The 17,094-nt window shown below is 65.7% G+C and carries 16 protein-coding genes; 5 read left to right on the plus strand and 11 right to left on the minus strand.

The genetic code is table 11. The features are described from left to right. Nucleotides 1–698: 698 nt before the first annotated feature. The 11 genes from BMX16_RS02650 to BMX16_RS02700 all read right to left on the minus strand — a co-directional run bounded on the left by BMX16_RS02650 (nucleotide 699) and on the right by BMX16_RS02700 (nucleotide 11,885). Nucleotides 699–1,802 carry a flagellar basal body P-ring protein FlgI gene (locus BMX16_RS02650; RefSeq protein ID WP_089898444.1) on the minus strand — a complete coding sequence of 368 codons (1,104 nt, stop codon included), beginning with the start codon at nucleotides 1,800–1,802 and terminating at the stop codon, nucleotides 699–701. Further along, nucleotides 1,802–2,809 (minus strand): flagellin, encoded by a 1,008-nt coding sequence (locus tag BMX16_RS02655; protein ID WP_089898446.1) that lies wholly within the window; start codon nucleotides 2,807–2,809, stop codon nucleotides 1,802–1,804. The genes BMX16_RS02650 and BMX16_RS02655 overlap by 1 nt, the downstream gene beginning before the upstream one ends. Before the next feature lie 3 nt (nucleotides 2,810–2,812). Further along, on the minus strand, nucleotides 2,813–4,258 hold the full coding sequence (gene flgK / locus BMX16_RS02660) for a flagellar hook-associated protein FlgK (RefSeq protein WP_089898448.1): 1,446 nt from the start codon (nucleotides 4,256–4,258) through the stop codon (nucleotides 2,813–2,815). 24 nt (nucleotides 4,259–4,282) lie between these two features. Then, nucleotides 4,283–5,584: a flagellar hook protein FlgE gene (locus BMX16_RS02665; protein ID WP_089898450.1), complete on the minus strand. Its 1,302-nt coding sequence runs from the start codon at nucleotides 5,582–5,584 to the stop codon at nucleotides 4,283–4,285. 77 nt (nucleotides 5,585–5,661) lie between these two features. Further along, entirely contained in the window at nucleotides 5,662–6,456 is a 795-nt protein-coding gene (locus BMX16_RS02670; protein ID WP_089898452.1) for a flagellar motor protein MotB, read from the minus strand. Nucleotides 6,457–6,542: 86 nt separating this feature from the next. Continuing rightward, complete coding sequence (locus BMX16_RS02675; protein ID WP_089898454.1) at nucleotides 6,543–7,319, minus strand: FkbM family methyltransferase; 777 nt, start codon at nucleotides 7,317–7,319, stop codon at nucleotides 6,543–6,545. Continuing rightward, nucleotides 7,316–7,717: a DUF6165 family protein gene (locus BMX16_RS02680; RefSeq protein WP_089898456.1), complete on the minus strand. Its 402-nt coding sequence runs from the start codon at nucleotides 7,715–7,717 to the stop codon at nucleotides 7,316–7,318. Before BMX16_RS02680 ends, BMX16_RS02675 begins: the two co-directional genes overlap by 4 nt. Then, nucleotides 7,714–9,066 (minus strand): tetratricopeptide repeat-containing glycosyltransferase family protein, encoded by a 1,353-nt coding sequence (locus BMX16_RS02685; protein WP_089898458.1) that lies wholly within the window; start codon nucleotides 9,064–9,066, stop codon nucleotides 7,714–7,716. Before BMX16_RS02685 ends, BMX16_RS02680 begins: the two co-directional genes overlap by 4 nt. After that, entirely contained in the window at nucleotides 9,063–9,857 is a 795-nt protein-coding gene (locus BMX16_RS02690) for a hypothetical protein (RefSeq protein ID WP_089898460.1), read from the minus strand. The genes BMX16_RS02685 and BMX16_RS02690 overlap by 4 nt, the downstream gene beginning before the upstream one ends. 178 nt (nucleotides 9,858–10,035) lie before the next feature. Further along, nucleotides 10,036–11,103: a Gfo/Idh/MocA family protein gene (locus BMX16_RS02695; RefSeq protein WP_245731230.1), complete on the minus strand. Its 1,068-nt coding sequence runs from the start codon at nucleotides 11,101–11,103 to the stop codon at nucleotides 10,036–10,038. Further along, entirely contained in the window at nucleotides 11,100–11,885 is a 786-nt protein-coding gene (locus BMX16_RS02700; protein WP_089898701.1) for a ThuA domain-containing protein, read from the minus strand. The genes BMX16_RS02695 and BMX16_RS02700 overlap by 4 nt, the downstream gene beginning before the upstream one ends. 142 nt (nucleotides 11,886–12,027) lie before the next feature. Between BMX16_RS02700 and chlG the strand changes: the two genes are divergently transcribed. The 5 genes from chlG (at nucleotide 12,028) to BMX16_RS02725 (ending at nucleotide 17,090) form a co-directional block, all read left to right on the plus strand. After that, nucleotides 12,028–12,927, plus strand: coding sequence for a chlorophyll synthase ChlG (gene chlG, locus BMX16_RS02705; protein ID WP_089898462.1), 900 nt, complete (start codon nucleotides 12,028–12,030; stop codon nucleotides 12,925–12,927). A 1-nt stretch (nucleotide 12,928) separates the two neighbouring features. Further along, nucleotides 12,929–14,215, plus strand: coding sequence for a BCD family MFS transporter (locus BMX16_RS02710; RefSeq protein ID WP_089898464.1), 1,287 nt, complete (start codon nucleotides 12,929–12,931; stop codon nucleotides 14,213–14,215). Between the two features lie 2 nt (nucleotides 14,216–14,217). Further along, on the plus strand, nucleotides 14,218–15,399 hold the full coding sequence (locus BMX16_RS02715) for a geranylgeranyl diphosphate reductase (protein WP_089898466.1): 1,182 nt from the start codon (nucleotides 14,218–14,220) through the stop codon (nucleotides 15,397–15,399). Beyond that, entirely contained in the window at nucleotides 15,396–15,926 is a 531-nt protein-coding gene (gene idi, locus BMX16_RS02720; protein WP_089898468.1) for an isopentenyl-diphosphate Delta-isomerase, read from the plus strand. The genes BMX16_RS02715 and idi overlap by 4 nt, the downstream gene beginning before the upstream one ends. Nucleotides 15,927–16,088: 162 nt before the next feature. Further along, nucleotides 16,089–17,090 (plus strand): sensor histidine kinase, encoded by a 1,002-nt coding sequence (locus tag BMX16_RS02725; RefSeq protein WP_281242558.1) that lies wholly within the window; start codon nucleotides 16,089–16,091, stop codon nucleotides 17,088–17,090. Nucleotides 17,091–17,094: the final 4 nt, after the last annotated feature.

The following is a 17,094-nucleotide window of genomic DNA, read 5'->3' on the forward strand; positions in this document are numbered from 1 at the left end:
GGATGGTCCCGTGGTCTGTCCTGTCCGTCCGCCAACCTTTTTTGGATGGGGCATCGGCAGGCTGTCCTGTGGAAACCGGCCGGATCGGTCAGCGGATCGGATGCAGCGTCCCGCATCGGTCGGCAAGCGCTGTAGACTGGACAAACCCTGCGCTGCGACAAACGGCGATACAGGCCGCTTGCTTTAGGCCCTCTACCAGCATCGAAAGATCCATGACGCTTCCGCGACGGGGTCGGTGCACATGGGACCGACTATTCATGCGAAAAGCTTGGCGCACCATGGAAAGCGGCATGGTCGAACGGCGCTCGCCCGCTGGATCGCCGCCGCTGGCGAGGGTCTGCGCCAAGGGGTGCCGTCTGCGTCTGCTCATCCACCCGAAAGGCTCGTCGGTGCCACCCTTGCCGCGCGCATTGGCTTCGCCTCACTACGTTGGACGACCCGATCAAGCGGTTCATCATGCCAGTGTCGGACATCGCCCGTCGGCCACGATCCGGTGCCGCATGGCGCGGTACCTGACGGGATGCACGGTGCCCGGCGTTGGACCTTGGCCGGTTCCATCCACCGATGCAGCGCAAGGCTGTCTGCGGCCCGCGCCGTCGGCCCCGCGTCTGCCGACTGGTCGGGCATCATTGCGACACCGGCTCGCAAGTGTGTCTTGCCGCCCGCACCTTTCCGATGGGCCTCTCGGCACTCTTGCGTCATCGCACGATGAATTCCGCATGCAACGCCCCGCTCGCCTTGATGCTCTTGAGGATGTCGATCATGTCCCGTGGTGCCACGCCCAAGGCATTTAACCCTGCCACGACCTCGCTCAGAGAGGTGCCACCGGACACTTCCGCCAGGCCGATCCCAGGTTCCTGTTCGATCCCCACATCCGTGCGCGGCACCACGACGGTCTGCCCGGGCGAGAAAGGATTGGGCTGCGAGACGAGCGGCGCTTCCTCGATGCGCAAGGTCAGATTGCCCTGACTGACGGCCACGCGGCTGATCCGGACATCCTCGCCCATAACGATCGTACCGGACGCCTGATCGACCACGACGCGCGCCTTGCGTTCCGGTTCGACCAGCAGGTTTTCGATCCGACCGAGGGCATGTGCCGGCGATGGCATGTGGGTTGCGCCGATGTCCAGTTGCACCGTTCCCGAATCCAGCATCATTGCGACATGCCGTCCAAAATCCGCGTTGATCACGGCCTCGATCCGGCTTGCGGTGGTGAAATCCGGTGTGCGAAGCGCCAATCGCAGCGACGTCAGCGCATTCAGGTCGAACGCCACCTCTCGCTCGACCGTGGCACCGGACGGGATGACGCCAGCCGTTGGAACACCCTGCGTCACTTCGGCGGCGTCGCCCTGCGCCGTCACGCCGCCGGCGATGATGGTCCCTTGGGCGACGGCATAAATTTCGCCATCGGCCGCGTTCAGCGGAGTCATGATCAATGTGCCGCCGAGCAGGCTGCTGGCATCGCCGATCGCCGACACGGTGACGTCGATCGGGCTGCCAGCCCGCGCAAAGGGCGGCAGGCTGGCAGTGACGATAACGGCAGCGACGTTTTTGGGGCGGAACTGTTCGCCGGTCACGTTGACCCCGAGCCGTTCGAGGACATTCACCATGATCTCCTCGGTGAATGGTGCGTTCCGCAGGCCGTCGCCCGTCCCGCTCAGCCCGACGACAAGACCGTAACCGACAAGGTCGTTGGTCCTGACCCCGTCGAACTCCACCAGATCCTTCAATCGGATCGGTGAGGCCTGCACGATCTGCGGACCGAGCATGGCGCAGAGGATCACGCCGATCAGGCGCAGCATCACAGGTAATTCGCAAGGCTGAGGCGCGATAGGCGCGCCGTGGCCGTATAGTGCAGCTCCAGTTGTTGCTGCACGCTTTGAAGGGCGGAGGCCGTATCATAAGGATCGGCGTTCACGAGGTTGTTGCGCGCGGTGGCGAACGTCGTGCGTTGGGCCGATCTGCGCGCCGAAAGCTCTTCGAGGCGCTGCTGGTCGTCGCCGATCCGAGCGGCAAGCCCGCGGATTCCGTCGGCCGCGTCGAAGATCATCTCTCCCCCCTGACGCAAAAGGGCCAGGCGGGTGATCTGGTCCAATGTGCCGGACATAGCGTGGCTGACTGCCGCGTAGGCACTGGCCTTGAGCATGTCTCGCAGATCTGCGTCATCGGCGCGCCCCGTGAGGGTGATCGTCTCCGTCTCGGTCACACGCTGCGTCACGGCATTGCCGGTGTCCCCGAGATAGCCCGTCATGGCATAGCCGCCCGTGGGGACATCGAACCAGTCATTGATCGTCGCAGCGATCACAGCGGCATCGCTTGCACCGCCGATTGCGGTAAGCAGATCTGCCAGCATGTTGTCGGCACTGGCAACGGCAGGTGCGTCCACGGCGCTGCCGGCGAACAGGGCAAGGTCCGCGAAGCGCGTGTTCAGCAGGCCGACGACCCGATCGAAGCCGTCGCGCCCCGCATCTTCGGTCCGTGCGATGTCTGCCGGACTGGCAAACGTGCTCAGGGCAATCAGCCGACCCGCAAGCGTTGTCTGGCCGTCGCCGATGGCGGTAAGGACCGATTGCTTGTGATCCAAAGTTTGACTCAGGGTCTGCCCCGCCCGGTCGCGTGCGTCGATCGTTTCAATCTCGCGGTCGATGGTGGCGAGCGACGACACGTTGCCGCGCAGATGAGTTGCCAGATCGGCAATCCGTCCGCTGGACAGCTCTTGCGTCAGGGTCGCGAGCCGTGTCTTGATCGTCGCAGACTGGGCGAGGCTTTGGAAGTGTCGGGACATGTCGCCGTGGATCGGTGAGGTCATGGTTCAAATCTCCATCAGGCGTTGGATCAGGGATTGGATCGTTTCCATGACCTTGGCGTTCGCAGCATAGGATTGTTCGATCCGCAGCAGCATCTGCAGTTCCGCGTCGCTATCGACGCCGGTGGCGAGTTCGGCAGCCTTCAGGCCGTCTTGGCGTGCGGCGGCAAAACTCTTGGCCTCGTCGGCCAGCAGCCGCAGGGTGGCGAACTGATCGGCCACCCGCCCAATGTGCCCCGCAGCCGAGGCCGCGGGGGCGGCGGGGTCGATGGACGAGCGTGCCGTCAGACTGTCGGCAAAGCGCAGGAGTTGCGCTGTCTGTCCAACCGGCCCGGGCGACGCCGCCAGCACACCGTCGCGAAGCCGGGAGGCGACTCCGCCCTGTGACGGATCCACTGTGGCATTGATTTCGATCCGTCGTGCCAGACCGACGATGTCGGCTGGATCATAGGCGCTTCCGTCATCCGTCAGGAGGCCGGCGGCGGCAGGGGTTAGCGTCGGATCGACGAGGGGGCTCGACATGCGCGTGATCAGCTCGGCCGCAATCAGGTCCAGACCGTCCTGCGCCGACACCAACTGCCGATCGCGCAGATCCATGGCGGCCCCGATGGAGCCGCCCGCAAGCCGTCCGATGCCGTCGGGTCCGGCAGACACTCCGTTGAGTGTGAGACCCTGGATAACACCGTTCGCAAAGCTCATTTCCGCTGTGATCGTTGGGGTTGCGACGAAGCCGATGACCGCCGCCCGCCCGTCGAGAAGCTGCGCACCCCCCATGGTCCACAGTGCAACCTTGCCATTCGGCTGCGTGATTTCACGCAGCGGCACGATGCGGCTGATTGCGTCGATTGCAACCTGCCGCTGATCCATCAGGGCGGACGGATCCAGCCCCTGCTGACCCATCCGCGCGATGTCGACATTGAGTTTCTGGACCTGCTGCAGACCCGCATTCAATGCGGTGACATCCTGCGCGATCGCCGCATCGGCCTGCCCGCGCAGCGACTGGACAGTCCGGGAGGTCTGCGACAGCGCGGTCGTCACGTCCGTCAGTCGCGTGACGGCCAGACCGAGCCGCTGGTCGGAGGCCGGGTCCGCAGCGGCCATTGTCAGGGCGGTCTCAAATGCCGACAGGCGTGCGCCCAGTCCTGCGGGGTCGTCGGCGGGGCTGAACGATGCCTCTACCGTGGCCAATGCGCGCCCCAGCGTTTCGGCGCGTGCAAGACCCGCATCGGCATTGCGTCGTTCGCCGATCAGGACACGGTCCGTGTGACGCACGATCCCGTCCACCCGCACGCCTGCGCTGCGACCGCCGACGGTCTGCGCCGACGTTTCCACCGTCCGGCGCCCATAGCCGTCCGTCAGCGCATTCGACAGGTTGGCTGATACCGTCTCTGCCATGCGCGCATTCGCCGTCAGTCCGCTGAGGGCGTTCGTCAGAGATTGGGTGATGCTCATGGGCGGTGGCTCCTATGCGACGTCTCAACGCTTGATGTTGGTCGTTTCCTGCAACATCTCGTCCACGGTCTGGATCACCTTGGCATTCGACGAGTAAGCGCGTTGGGTCTGGATCAGTTCGGTCAGTTCACCGGCGACATCGGTCGTCGATTCCTCGCGCGCGAAGGACACGATGTCGCCGGTCGGGCCATCGCCCGCATCCCACATGAAGAAGCTGCCGGATTCGGGCGTGACCCGGTAGGATTGCTGGTCCCGCACCTCGAGGCCATTGACGTTGGGCACGTCGATGAGGGGTATCTGATACAGGATGCGATTGATCCCGATATCGAAGGACGCCCGGAAGAAGCCGTTCTGGTCGATCTCGACCGACGTGAGGCTGCCGACCTGGGTTCCGTTCTTGGCGATGTTCACGGGGGCGAAGCTGTCGCCAAGCTGCGTGATGCCCTGCGGACTGCCGATCGTGCCGATCGTGATCTGGATCGGGCCGCGATCCGCCGGGACGCTGAACGTGCCGGTTGCCGCGTTGTAGGCACCACCCGACACGGTCGTGACCGACGCCAACGTGCCGCCACCGATGGTCGCATCGCTGAAGGTCAGCGTGTATTCCCCGATGACCGCGCCGCCGGAGGCGCTGTCGGCGATCTGCATCGTCCAGGTGTTCGACGACCCTGTCGCGGGGACCGTCGGCGAGAATGTGACGGCGAGGTTCGCCGATTTTCCGAGGTTGTCGAAATATTCAATCGACAGGGGTTCGTTGCCGGAGGTCGATCCGGCTTCCGTGCCGGTCGCAGGTAGATTGACCGCAAGGGTCATTTCCGTCGTGGGTTCGCCTGCGAACTGGTTCGCGTTGATCCGCACCGGCTTCAGCCCCACTGTCGAATCGCGTGGAAAGTTTGGAACGGTGCCGTCGGCATTGGCGGGCCACCCCATCAGCACGAGGCCCGACGAACTGCGCAGATAGCCATCGGAGTCGGGGCGGAAGGATCCTGTCGTCTGCAGCAGCATCGGTGTCGGCCCGTTGGCCACCTGCACAGCGGATTCCGGTGTGACAGGGAACATGCCGCGACCGCGGACGGCGATGTCGGTGGAATTTTCGGTGGCGACGAGCGATCCGCGCTGGTCGATTAACCTGAGCGTCGTGGCCCGGACGCCGCCCGCAGAATAGCTGCCGCGCGAATTCGCGATGACCATCGAGTGGAAATCCGTCTCTGCCCGCTTGTAGCCGAAGGTGGACGAATTCGAGATGTTGTCCGAAATCGTGGCCAGTCGCGTGGCATTGGCCGACAGGCCTGCCACACCGGCATTGAGCGAGGAGGAGATGGTCATCGGTTGCTGGCCTTTCGCATGAACCTGGTTCTGCGACCTGCATAGCGCCGCGCGCTTAACAGCCGCCTAATGCGATCCTACAGATCGGATCGCACCACGATGATCTCGATCCTGTTGTTGCGCACCGCCGTCACGTCATCGGTGACGGGGTCGCGATCCGCCTTTGCGGTGACGCGGACCATGCGGAGCGGATCGAGGTCGCCGGCGTGCAGCAGCATCTGCATCCGCGCGGCCCGGTCCGACGACAAGGACCAGACGCGGGATTCCGGCACGCCACCTGCGACATGACTGGTCACGGCGACGGGATTGGCCACGATGCGCAGGATGTTGGCCAGCATGTCAGCGATCTGGACGGTGACGGGCAACGGGTCCGCCGTCCCGGCGGTGAACAGGGGCGCGCCCGGCAGATCGAAGATCTCGATGACCAGCCCTTCGTCGGTCAGACGCGTGATGACGTGGCGCATCGCGTTCTCGGTCAGGAAGGATTCGCCGCCGACCCCCAGCAGGGCCGTTTCGAGGTCGCGCAGGGCCTGCACCTCGGCGGCCCCCGCGCTGACGCCACCGTCCATTTCGGCAATTCCGCCGGTCCCGTTCTGGGCGTTGGTGTCCTTGGTGTGCAACGAATCGCCGTGCAGCGCGCCATCGCCCCCCGAGGTCGCATCGACGAAGGGAATGGTCGGCGCGAAATAGTCGGCGATGCCGAGCTTCTGTTCTTCGGAGGCGGAGCTGAGCAGCCACATCAGCAGGAAGAACGCCATCATGGCCGTCACGAAGTCGGCGTAGGCGACCTTCCATGCGCCGCCATGGTGGCCACCGCCGGCGACGACCTTCTTGCGCTTGATGATGATCGGTCGGTTGGGCGGGGCGCTCATCGTGCATGTCCTCGTGTTGGCTGATCACGGGAATGGCGGGCACGTTGTGAAAGGTGTGTTAAACGGGGAATCACCGGCAATCCGGTTTACAGATCGTTGCGCACGTAGATGTCGTCGACCCCGCAGAATTCCGCCAGATTGTAGCCACGATCGCGCATCAGTGCGGGGATCAGCGACGAGCCTGCATTGTTCTCGATCGCCCACACGTCCACGCGGATCCGTTCGTGATCGAAGGCGGTGATGGCGGCCTGCTCTCCACCTTCGATGTCCAGCGACACGAAATCGATCCGGGACAGACCGGCCTCGTGACATATGCTGTTCAATGTCCGCGTGGGCACCGTGATCCGGTCTTCGACGTGACGGGGATCGGCACGGACCCGGTCGAGCAGACCTGCGTCGTAGGGACCCGCCAGACCGCTCATCTGTGTATAGCCCTGGGTCACGGCGATGAAGGACGCCTCGCCGTCCCTGTCTGACACGGCGTAGGGCAGACACGGTGCACGGCGCCACAATTCCGCCATCTCGCGGTGCTGTTTCACAGGCTCGACCAGCACGCCGGTCCAGCCCAGATGCGTCTCGAAATAGAGCGAATTCGAACCAGTTCGTCCGTCGTAGGCGCCCACGTCGAGGAAGATTCCGTTCCGGCGACCGCCGAGGATGCGCGCCACGACCCGGTCCTGCCCCGCCTGCGAGGCAAAGGGATAGCCCGGCGTCAGCATGCCGTCCACGTCGTGCAGCATCCGCATCAGCGGGCCCCGGGCGCGGGACCGCTCCTGACGCAGTTGGCCGATCAGATCGTCGCGGATGGCGTTCAGATCGCTGCGGGCCGTGGCGATCCGGTCGGCGGCGCCGGGGGTCGTCATGCGTCGCGGCTGCGCGGATGATAGGATTTCTCCTCGACGATGGCAGAGCCCAGTAGCTGGTTGATCCGCTTCTTGATCGCGGCCCGCTCGTCGTTCGTGACATAGACCGCGCGGGCCAGCGCCACGAAACCTGCGCCGAAATCGCCGCGCGCCTCACAGGCGCGGATGTCGTCCTCGACCGCCCAGAGGTCGGCATTGATCTCGTAAAGGGCGTCCCAGAGCGCCTGAAGATCGTCGCTGTCGGGCAATGCGGCCTGCGCGATGCGCGTCAGTACCGCCTGTTCGTGTTGCACGTTCGCCAGCTTGTCCCTGTCGGTCATCTGCTCGGCCTTCAGGCGCAGGATCGTCAGCTTGTCGATCAGCTCGCCGGGCGATGTGGGCACCATGATCTCGTTCATGCCAACCCCTCCACGCGGGCGCGCAGCACGCCAGCGACGTCCGACATGACGCCATCCCAGTCCATCGGGCTGTGCTGGCGGAAAAGACGCATCTGTGGATACCATGGCGTGTCGTCTCCTGTGTGGCGATAGACCCAGAACGCATCCCAGTGCAGGACGCACCAGACGGGCACCCCGAGCGAGCCCGCGATGTGGGCGGTTGCGGTGTCGGATGTGATGACCAGATCGCAGGCTTGCATCATTGCGGCGGTGTCGGCGAAGTCGCGTTCCGTGCTGCCGGTGTCCATGATGAACGCATCGGTCCCATCCGCATGATAGGCGGCCAGCTCCGGCCCCTTGTAGAGCGAGATCAGCTGCACGCCGGGGATGTCGGTCAAGGGCAGCAGATCGCGGTGGCTGAACGAGCGGAAGGCGTTGCCGCGATAGGTCACGGACCCGGTCCAGACCACGCCGACCCTGAACGCGGCGGCATGCGGTGCGACCAGCGCGGTTGCGCGTGTCACGCTGTCGTGGGGCACGTGCAGGGGGGCAGGGGGGGGCACGTCGCCGCCAGACGCAAAGTGCATGGCCGCAAGGTCCATCATGTTGACCCAGTAATCGACCTGATCGGATCTGGTCAGGTGCGCGACGATGCGATCGACGCCGGGCAGGTCCTGCAGCAGGCGCTGCAGCGGCGACTTGACCGTCATCACCACCTGCGCGCCGCGCCCGCGCAGCACGGTCAGAAAGCGGGCGAACAGCACCGCGTCGCCGAACCCCTGTTCCGTCAGCACGGCGATCGTCCTGCCCTCCAACGGCTCGCCCTGCCATTCGGGGAACGGCAGGTCGCGGGGCTGCAGTTCGCCGGCGCGCCAGCGCACCTTGTAGTTTTCCAGCCCGGCGGCGTAGTGGCCGGCGCCCAGCTGTGCAAAGGCCAGTTGCATCCGCAGTTCCGCATCGCCGGGAAACCGGTCCAGCGCCGCCGTCGCCCAGGCGATGGCGGCACCATAGTCGCCCATGCCGCGCAGGCAGCGCGCCACCATCGGCAGTTGCGTCAGATCGTCGGGGTGCCGGTCAAGGATCCGGTGCCGCAAGGCAAGGCTGGCCGCATAGTCGCCGGTGTCGGACAGCACGTTTGCGGCATTGTTCATCGTGCCGATGCCGTCGGGATCCAGGGCCAGCGCCCGGCGGTGCGCCCGCAATGCCATCGTGTGGCGACCCGCCTTGCGGTGCAGCGCGCCCAGGTTGGACCACATCCCGGCATCGTCGGGCACCAGCGCCAGATAGCGGGCATAATCGAGCATCGCTGCGTCGAGCCGCCCCTCGCGATGCGCGTCCGCCGCCGATGCCCGCAGGGTGGCCGCCGTCATGACGCGGGGTCGCCGCGCGTGCGGCGGATCGGCTGCACCAGTTTCGTAGGACGACGGGCCTCTGCCGCCTCGAACAGTGAAAAGGTCTGGTTCACGTAGTTCACGGCGCCCGAGATCAGGTCCATGTAGTCCGTCAGGTCCTGCGTCACCTCGACCTCGGCAATGGTGACGGCGCGATCCTGCGGCGCGACCTCGAAGGTGCAGTAGAACAGCGGATCACCGCGGTTCACGACCAGCGGCTTTTCGGTGTCGGCCCACTCGAAGGCCCACATCAGCGGACGCGGCCACACGTTGATCGGGAAACGACCGCCAAAGATCGTGCCCGGCAGCGGTGTCCTTGCATAATGCAGGAACGGTGCGACCTGGCTCATGTAGACCGGCTCGTCCGCGATGAAGACATAGGGCAGCATGAGCTGGATCGTCGGCACGCCCGGATAGCGCCATTCATGCTCCGGCGTCATGTGGATCTTGTCGCGCAGCTTGTTGGCGCGGATGCCGGACATGTCGCCGTTCAGGTTGCGCATGGCGGGCTTGCTATCCTTGTCGCGCACGAACTGCAGGTTCAGGTCGAACGGGCAGCGCACCATGAAATAGCGGCTTTCCATGTTGATGACCGCGGGGCAGCGACTCGCGCTCTTGGCGTGCGACTTGTTCATGTCGGCAGAGCGGACGCGTTCGGGCGGGAAATAGACGATCCCGGCCTTGCGTTCGTTCAGAAACCAGCCGACCTGGACCGGGCCGCGGCCCGCTTCCGTACCTGCCGTATTCTCGAATGTGACCGATAACTGCATTGCCCATATCCTTTGTCAGTCGGTGTGCGCGAGAGCGCAGTCTCCGAACTGACCCGTCCATGGTCAATATGCGGTTAAATGGGGCCTGAGTTTGTTGCGCGTGGTGCGTTAGTAAGGTCAGGGCCGTCGCGGCGCACGGATCCGCATGCGCCGCGACAGTCCGGTGGGGCGCTTGCCGTCAGCCGACGACGACATCCCGGCAGGCGTCCTTGTCAGACGCGACGGCCGCATCCAGCGCCAGTTGCAGCGTGGCGCCGCGGGCGAAGTCGGGCCGCACCATCGTCCCAGACCGCACCGCATCGATGAAGCGGACGTAGTTGGTCCGGACCGGCGGCACGTCCAGATCCCGCCACGTCCCGACCTGCAGGTCCGGTTGCAGGCAGGCCTGCAGCCTGCTGACGTTGTTTTCCCACCGCACGTCCAGCCCGCCGGTGGTCCCGAAGATCCGCAGGCGCAGATCGTTCAGGTGACCGCTGGCCATGCGCGAGGCATGGACCACGCCGACCGCGCCGTCGGTCAGCTGCACCTGCATGGACGCGCTGTCGTTCGCATCCAGCGTATAGTTGCCGATCACGCCGCCGGGCGCCTTGTCGAAGGTGTGCAAACGGCACGACATCCGTGCCACGTCCGCCCCGGCAATGAACGTCGTGAAGTCGAGGATATGCACGCCCACATCGCCCAGCACGCCAAGGCTGCCGTGCTTGGTGCTCAGCCGCCACAACCACTGCGCCTCGGTGTTCCACTGGCCCCAGGCGGGCTGGGTCAGCCAGCTTTGCAGATAGGACGCCTCGAAGTGACGGATCTCGCCGATGGCGCCGCTGGCCACCAGACGTGCAGCCTCCATCACGGCGGGGACGTTGCGATAGGTCAGGTTGACCATGTTCACGACGCCCGCCCCCTGTGCCGCGTCCGCCATCGCCTGCGCCTCGGCGTGGTTCACGGCCAGCGGTTTCTCGCACAGTACATGCTTGCCAGCGGCCAGCAGGGGCATGGTCGTGGCGTGGTGCACCTGATCCGGCGTCACGTTCGATACGGCGTCGAACGCGCCCCAGGCAATGGCGGCCTCGACGCTGTCGAAGGTCCGGGCGACGCCATGCGTCGCGGCAAAGGCCGCGAGGGTGTCGGGATTGCGGTCGACGCCGCCGACGACCGTGACGCCTTCCATCGCGGCATAGGCCTCGGCATGCGCCGCTGCCATGCCGCCGGTGCCGACGATCAGGACGCGCACGGGGGCTGCGACGCTCACCGGAACCCCTCTTCGCCACGGGCATGCAGGCTGCCGCCGCGTGCGGTCAGCGGCTCCAGCGCCGTATCGACCGGCACGTTGGGGGCGTCGGTGACGTCGGCCACACGGGCGGCGGGGTTGTGCGCCCACTTGACCGCGTTGGTCAGCACCCGCTTCACGTTGTCGTCGAAATAGGTGGGATAGGTCTCGTGCCCCGGGCGGAAGTAGAACACGTTGCCCGCGCCGCGCTTGTAGGTCAGGCCGGACCGGAACACCTCGCCGCCCTGGAACCAGCTGACGAAGACCGTCTCCAGCGGTTCGGGCACGCCGAAGGGCTCGCCGTACATCTCCTCGTTCTCAAGCTCGAAGAAGTCGCCGATGCCCGCCGCGATGGGGTGGTTGCGGGACGTGACCCACAGCCGCTCGCGCTCTCCGGCCTCGCGCCAGGTCAGGTTGCAGGGCGTGCCCATCAACCGCTTGAAGATCTTGGCGAAATGCGCGGAGTGCAGCAGGATCAGACCCATGCCGCCCCAGACCGCCTCTGCCACACGCTCGACGACCTCGTCAGAGACGTCGCCATGCGCCGCATGCCCCCACCACAGCAGCACGTCGGTTTCGGCCAGCCGCGCAGCCGTCAGGCCATGCTCCGGCTCTTGCAGCGTGGCCGTCGTGGCGGTGATTCCATCGTTTGCGTTCAAGGCGGCGGCAATGGCGCCGTGGATCCCGTCGGGATACACCTTGGCCACCGTCGCATTCTCGGTCTCGTGCACGTTCTCGTTCCAGACCACAGCGCGAATTGTCATCGCAAACGCCTTTCCAAATCGTTTCGGACGCCACATTGCATAGGGCCGGAGGGCCGTGCAATGGTCATGTTCCATCACGTATTGGCTGTAAGTTTCAGTTTACACTTGCCGCACCGGGTGCTGTCTAGCTAGACTGACACTCATGAGTATCGGCATCACATCACCCGGCGTCCGTCGCCTGCCAGACCCGCGCGCGGTGCTGCGTCTGCTGAAGCCGTGGACGTGGTTTCCGCCCATGTGGGCGTTCCTGTGCGGGGCCGTGTCGGTCGCCGCCATCGCCGATTGGGGGCTGGTCGCGCTGGGCGTGCTGCTGGCCGGGCCGATCACCTGCGGCATGAGCCAGGCCGCGAACGACTGGTGCGACCGCCACGTGGATGCCATCAACGAACCCGACCGCCCGATCCCGTCGGGCCGCATCCCGGGCCGCTGGGGCCTGTGGATCGCGCAGGGCATGACCGTGCTGTCGCTGGCCGTCGGCTGGCAGCTCGGCCCGTTCGTGTTCGGCGCGACGGTGCTGGCCTGCGTCGCGGCATGGGCCTATTCCGCCGAACCCGTCCGCGCGAAACGCTCCGGCGTGTGGGGGCCGCTGCTGTGCGGCCTGTCGTATGAAACCCTGCCGTGGATCACGGGAGCTGCTGTGCTGGCGACGGCTGCGCCGTCCCTGCCAGTGATGGCGGTGGCCGCACTCTATGGCCTCGGCGCGTTCGGCATCATGACGCTCAACGATTTCAAAGCGGTGGAGGGCGATGCCCAGATGGGGCTTCGTTCACTGCCCGTGACGCTTGGCCCCGTGCGCGCCGCACAGGTCGCCTGCGCGGTGATGCTGCTGGCGCAGGTCGGCGTCGTGGCTTTGCTGGCTTTGTGGGACAAGCCGCTGCATGCCGCCGCCATCGCCGCGCTGACACTGGTGCAGGTCGCAGCCATGCGGACGCTGCTGCGCGACCCGCTGGGGCGGGCGCGCTGGTATCAGGGCATGGGCATCCTGTTCTACATCGGCGGCATGATGATCGCCGCCTTCGCCCTGCGTGGGATCGGAGTGTGACATGACCCTCAGCTGGTTCCAGATCGTGCGTCTCGGCCTTGTGCAGATGTGCCTTGGCGCGATCGTCGTGCTGACCACCTCGACGCTGAACCGGTTGATGGTGGTCGAGCTGTCGCTCGCCGCGGTGGTGCCGGGGCTGCTGGTCGCGCTGCATTACGGCATCCAGATGTCGCGGCCCAAGTGGGGTTTCGCGTCGGACGCGGGTGGGCGGCGGACGGGCTGGATCATCGGCGGCATGGCGGCGCTGGGCGCCGGCGCATTGCTGGCGACGGCGGCGATCCTGCTGTTCGAGGCATCCTTCGCGTTGGGCATGGCCGTGTCCGTCGTGGCCTATGCGCTGATCGGCCTCGGCGTCGGCGCATCGGGCACGTCCCTGCTGGCGCTGATTGCCACGACGACGGCACCGCGCCGCCGGGCAGCGGCAGCGACGATCACGTGGCTGATGATGATCCTCGGCATCACCGTCACCGCGATCACGGTCGGCGCGCTGATCGACCCATATACCCCCGCCGTGCTGTTCGAGGTCGTGCTTGGCGTCACCGTCACCGCCGTGGCGTTGACCGTCCTCGCCGTCTGGGGCGTGGAACGCCACCTGATCGCAGTGACCGAACCCGACCCCACGCCGTTCCGACAGGGTCTGGCAGAGGTCTGGCAGGAGCGCCGCGCGCGCAACTTCACCCTCTTCGTGTTCCTGTCGATGACCGCCTATTTCATGCAGGAACTGATCCTGGAACCTTACGCGGGCCTCGTTTTTGCCTTTACCCCCGGGCAGTCCACGTCGCTGTCGGGTGCGCAGAACGGCGGCACGTTCATCGGCATGCTGCTGGTCGGCGTGCTGGCCACGGGATTCGGCATCGGCAACCTGCGGGCCTGGGTCATGGCGGGTTGCGTCGGATCGGCGGCGTCACTCGGCGCGTTGGCGTTCATCGGACCGCTGGGCGCGGGTGCGCCATTGGTGCCCGTCGTCATGGGCCTTGGTTTCTTCAACGGCATGTTCGCCGTCGCGGCCATCGGATCGATGATGGCGCTGGCCGGCAGCGGTCGCGACCGGCGGGAGGGGACGCGCATGGGCCTGTGGGGTGCGGCACAGGCCGTCGCCGCAGGCTTCGGCGGGCTGGCAGGGGCGACCTTCGTCGATCTGCTGCGTCTGACGACCACCGACGCCACCGCCTACGGCACCGTTTTCATCGGCGAGGCGATCCTGTTCCTTGCCGCAGCTGCGATGGCGGCCCGCATCATGGACCGCAATCCGGTCGCCCACCCCTCAACCCTCGTTCCGGGAGAATAGCCATGCAGTATGATGTCGTCGTCGTGGGTGGTGGCCCGTCCGGTGCCACCGCAGCCGAGGATCTGGTGCGCTCGGGCCACCGGGTCGCCCTGCTGGACCGTCTGGGGCGGATCAAGCCCTGCGGCGGTGCCATTCCGCCACGCCTGATCGCCGATTTCTTCATTCCCGACGACCAGATCGTGGCCAAAATCACGACCGCGCGGATGGTCTCCCCCTCTGGCCGTCACGTCGACATTCCCATCGACGACGGCTTCGTCGGTATGGTGGACCGCGAACATTTCGACGTCTTCCTGCGCAACCGCGCGGTGGCGGCGGGGGCCACGCTGGTCGCCGGCACCTTCGTGCGGATCGACCGCGACGATGCTGGCACCCATGTTATCTATCGTGACAAGGCGACGGGTGAGGAAAGCGTCCTGTCCACCCGTCTTGTGATCGGCGCCGATGGCGCCCGGTCGCGGGTCGCGGCGCAATGCGTGCCCGGTGGCGACACTATTCCCTACGTCATCGCATACCATGAGATCGTGGAGGCCCCGGTTGCGACCGCAAGCTACGATCCGACGCGTTGCGACGTGATCTACGATGGCCGGATCTCTCCTGACTTCTACGGCTGGATCTTTCCGCATGGTGGGCAGGCCAGCATCGGCATGGGATCGCTGGTGAAATCCGTCGACGTGAAACAGGCGACCGCCGACCTGCGCGCGGCCCACGGGCTGACAGATTGCGTCACGATCCGCCGCGAAGGCGCGCCGATCCCGCTGAAGCCGCTGGATCGTTGGGACAACGGCCGCGACGTGGTGCTGGCCGGTGACGCCGCAGGTGTCGTCGCCCCTTCGTCCGGCGAGGGGATCTATTACGCCATGGTCGGTGGCCGCGTCGCCGCCACCGCCGCTGCCGCAAAGCTGCGCACCGGGCGCATCAAGGACCTGCAACTGGCCCGCCGCCTGTTCATGAAGGAGCACAAGCAGGTGTTCCGGGTGCTGGGCGCGATGCAAAAGGCCTACTATCGCAGCGACGAGCGGCGCGAACGCTTCGTGTCGTTGTGTCACGACGTGGATGTTCAAAAGCTGACGTTCGAGGCCTATATGAACAAATCACTCGTAAAGGCCCGGCCCATGGCGCATCTGAAGATCGGCATCAAGAATCTGGCTCACCTGACCGGCCTCGTGGCGGTGACGCGGACATGACCACGCTGATCCCCGCCTGGATCGACGGCACGCTGACGCCCGTGGACAAGCTGGACGCGCATCGGCGCGGCCTGCGCCACAAGGCGGTCAGCGTGTTCGTCATGCGGGGCGATGCGGTGCTGATCCAGCAGCGGGCGATGGGCAAGTATCATACGCCGGGCCTGTGGGCGAACACCTGTTGCACCCACCCGCACTGGGACGAGGATCCGGCCGTCTGCGCCACGCGTCGTCTGCGCGAAGAGTTGGGCATCACCGGCCTGCCGCTGACCCATCGCGACAGGATCGAATATCGCGCGTCCGTCGGCAACGGTCTGATCGAGCATGAAGTGGTCGAGGTCTTTGTCGCGCAGGCGGCGGATGATCTGACGATCAGTCCCGATCTGACCGAGGTCATGGCGACGCGGTGGGTCGATGTCGCCCAACTCATGCGGGAGGCGCGGGAGACGCCCGACACGTTTACCCCTTGGTTGCGCATCTATCTGGCCGAACATGCAGATGCGATCTTTGGCCCGGTCACAGCCGGTTAAGGTTTCGCGATTGTGCGGCACCGGACAACGGCCTTATGAATGTAGGAGGAAGGACGGCGCAGGTGCCCGTCCTGCGAAACCGTGATGCCACCGTCAGAGAGCGGTCGCAGACCTACCCGGGTTGTTGTGCAGGCGGTTCTATTACGACATGGACGCGGGATGATGTACCGACAGATCGAATGGGAATCAGCCTTTCGCGCAATGCCGGCGCCTTGTCTCGTCATGGATTGGGACATGCGGATCGTCGCCGCAACCGATCTCTACCTGCAGACCGTTGGTCGCAGGATCGAAGAAATCCGCGGGCGCTACATCTTCGAGGCGTTTCCCGAGACAGGCGAGCGGTTGGCGATGTTCGAGAGCGCCTTCCGGCGTGCCCTGTCGGGAGAGGCCAATACGTTGGTCGAAGTGCCCTATGCGATTCCCGTCGTCGGCGACGACGGCGTACCGACCGGGCAGATGAACGAGATCTGGTGGACGTGCCAGCACAGCCCGATCTTCGAGCATGACGGCACGGTCAAGTTCATGGTCCAGAATGCCAAGGACGTGACCCAGCAGGTGATGGCCGAGCGTCTGAAGGACGCCGTGGTGAACGAGCTGCAGCACAGGGTCGGCAACATCTTCGCGCTCGTCGCCTCGACCGCGTGCAAGACGGCGGCGAATGCGGACACGCTGTCCGATTTCCTGACCAAGTTCGACGGCCGTCTCAAGGCGCTGGCCCGGACCCATACCTATCTGACCGGCGACAACTGGGACGGAATCACCATCGCGCGGATCGTTGGCCGCGAACTGGCCGATCATGACGACACCGGCGGTGCCCGGGTCACCCAAAGCGGTGACAACATCATCGTGAACGCGACCGAAGCGCAGATCCTGACGCTCGCCGTGCACGAGCTGACGACCAACTCGGTCAAGTACGGCGCGCTCCGGTCGCCGGAGGGGCGCCTCTCGATTACGTGGCATGCGGCGGGTGATGCCGGTTTCACGTTCGAATGGCACGAGGACGGCGTCGCGCGGCCTGTCGCGCCTGCCCGAACGGGCTTTGGCTCCTTCATCCTCGACACGGTGGTTCCGGCACAACTTCGCGCGACGGCAGAGCGGCGGTTCACCGGCGATGCATTCGTCTACACGCTCGACGTGCGCGCCCGGGCAACCGCGCACGGATAGGGCG

Origin of the sequence: Loktanella fryxellensis, from assembly GCF_900110065.1 — a bacterium.
Classification (GTDB): domain Bacteria; phylum Pseudomonadota; class Alphaproteobacteria; order Rhodobacterales; family Rhodobacteraceae; genus Loktanella; species Loktanella fryxellensis.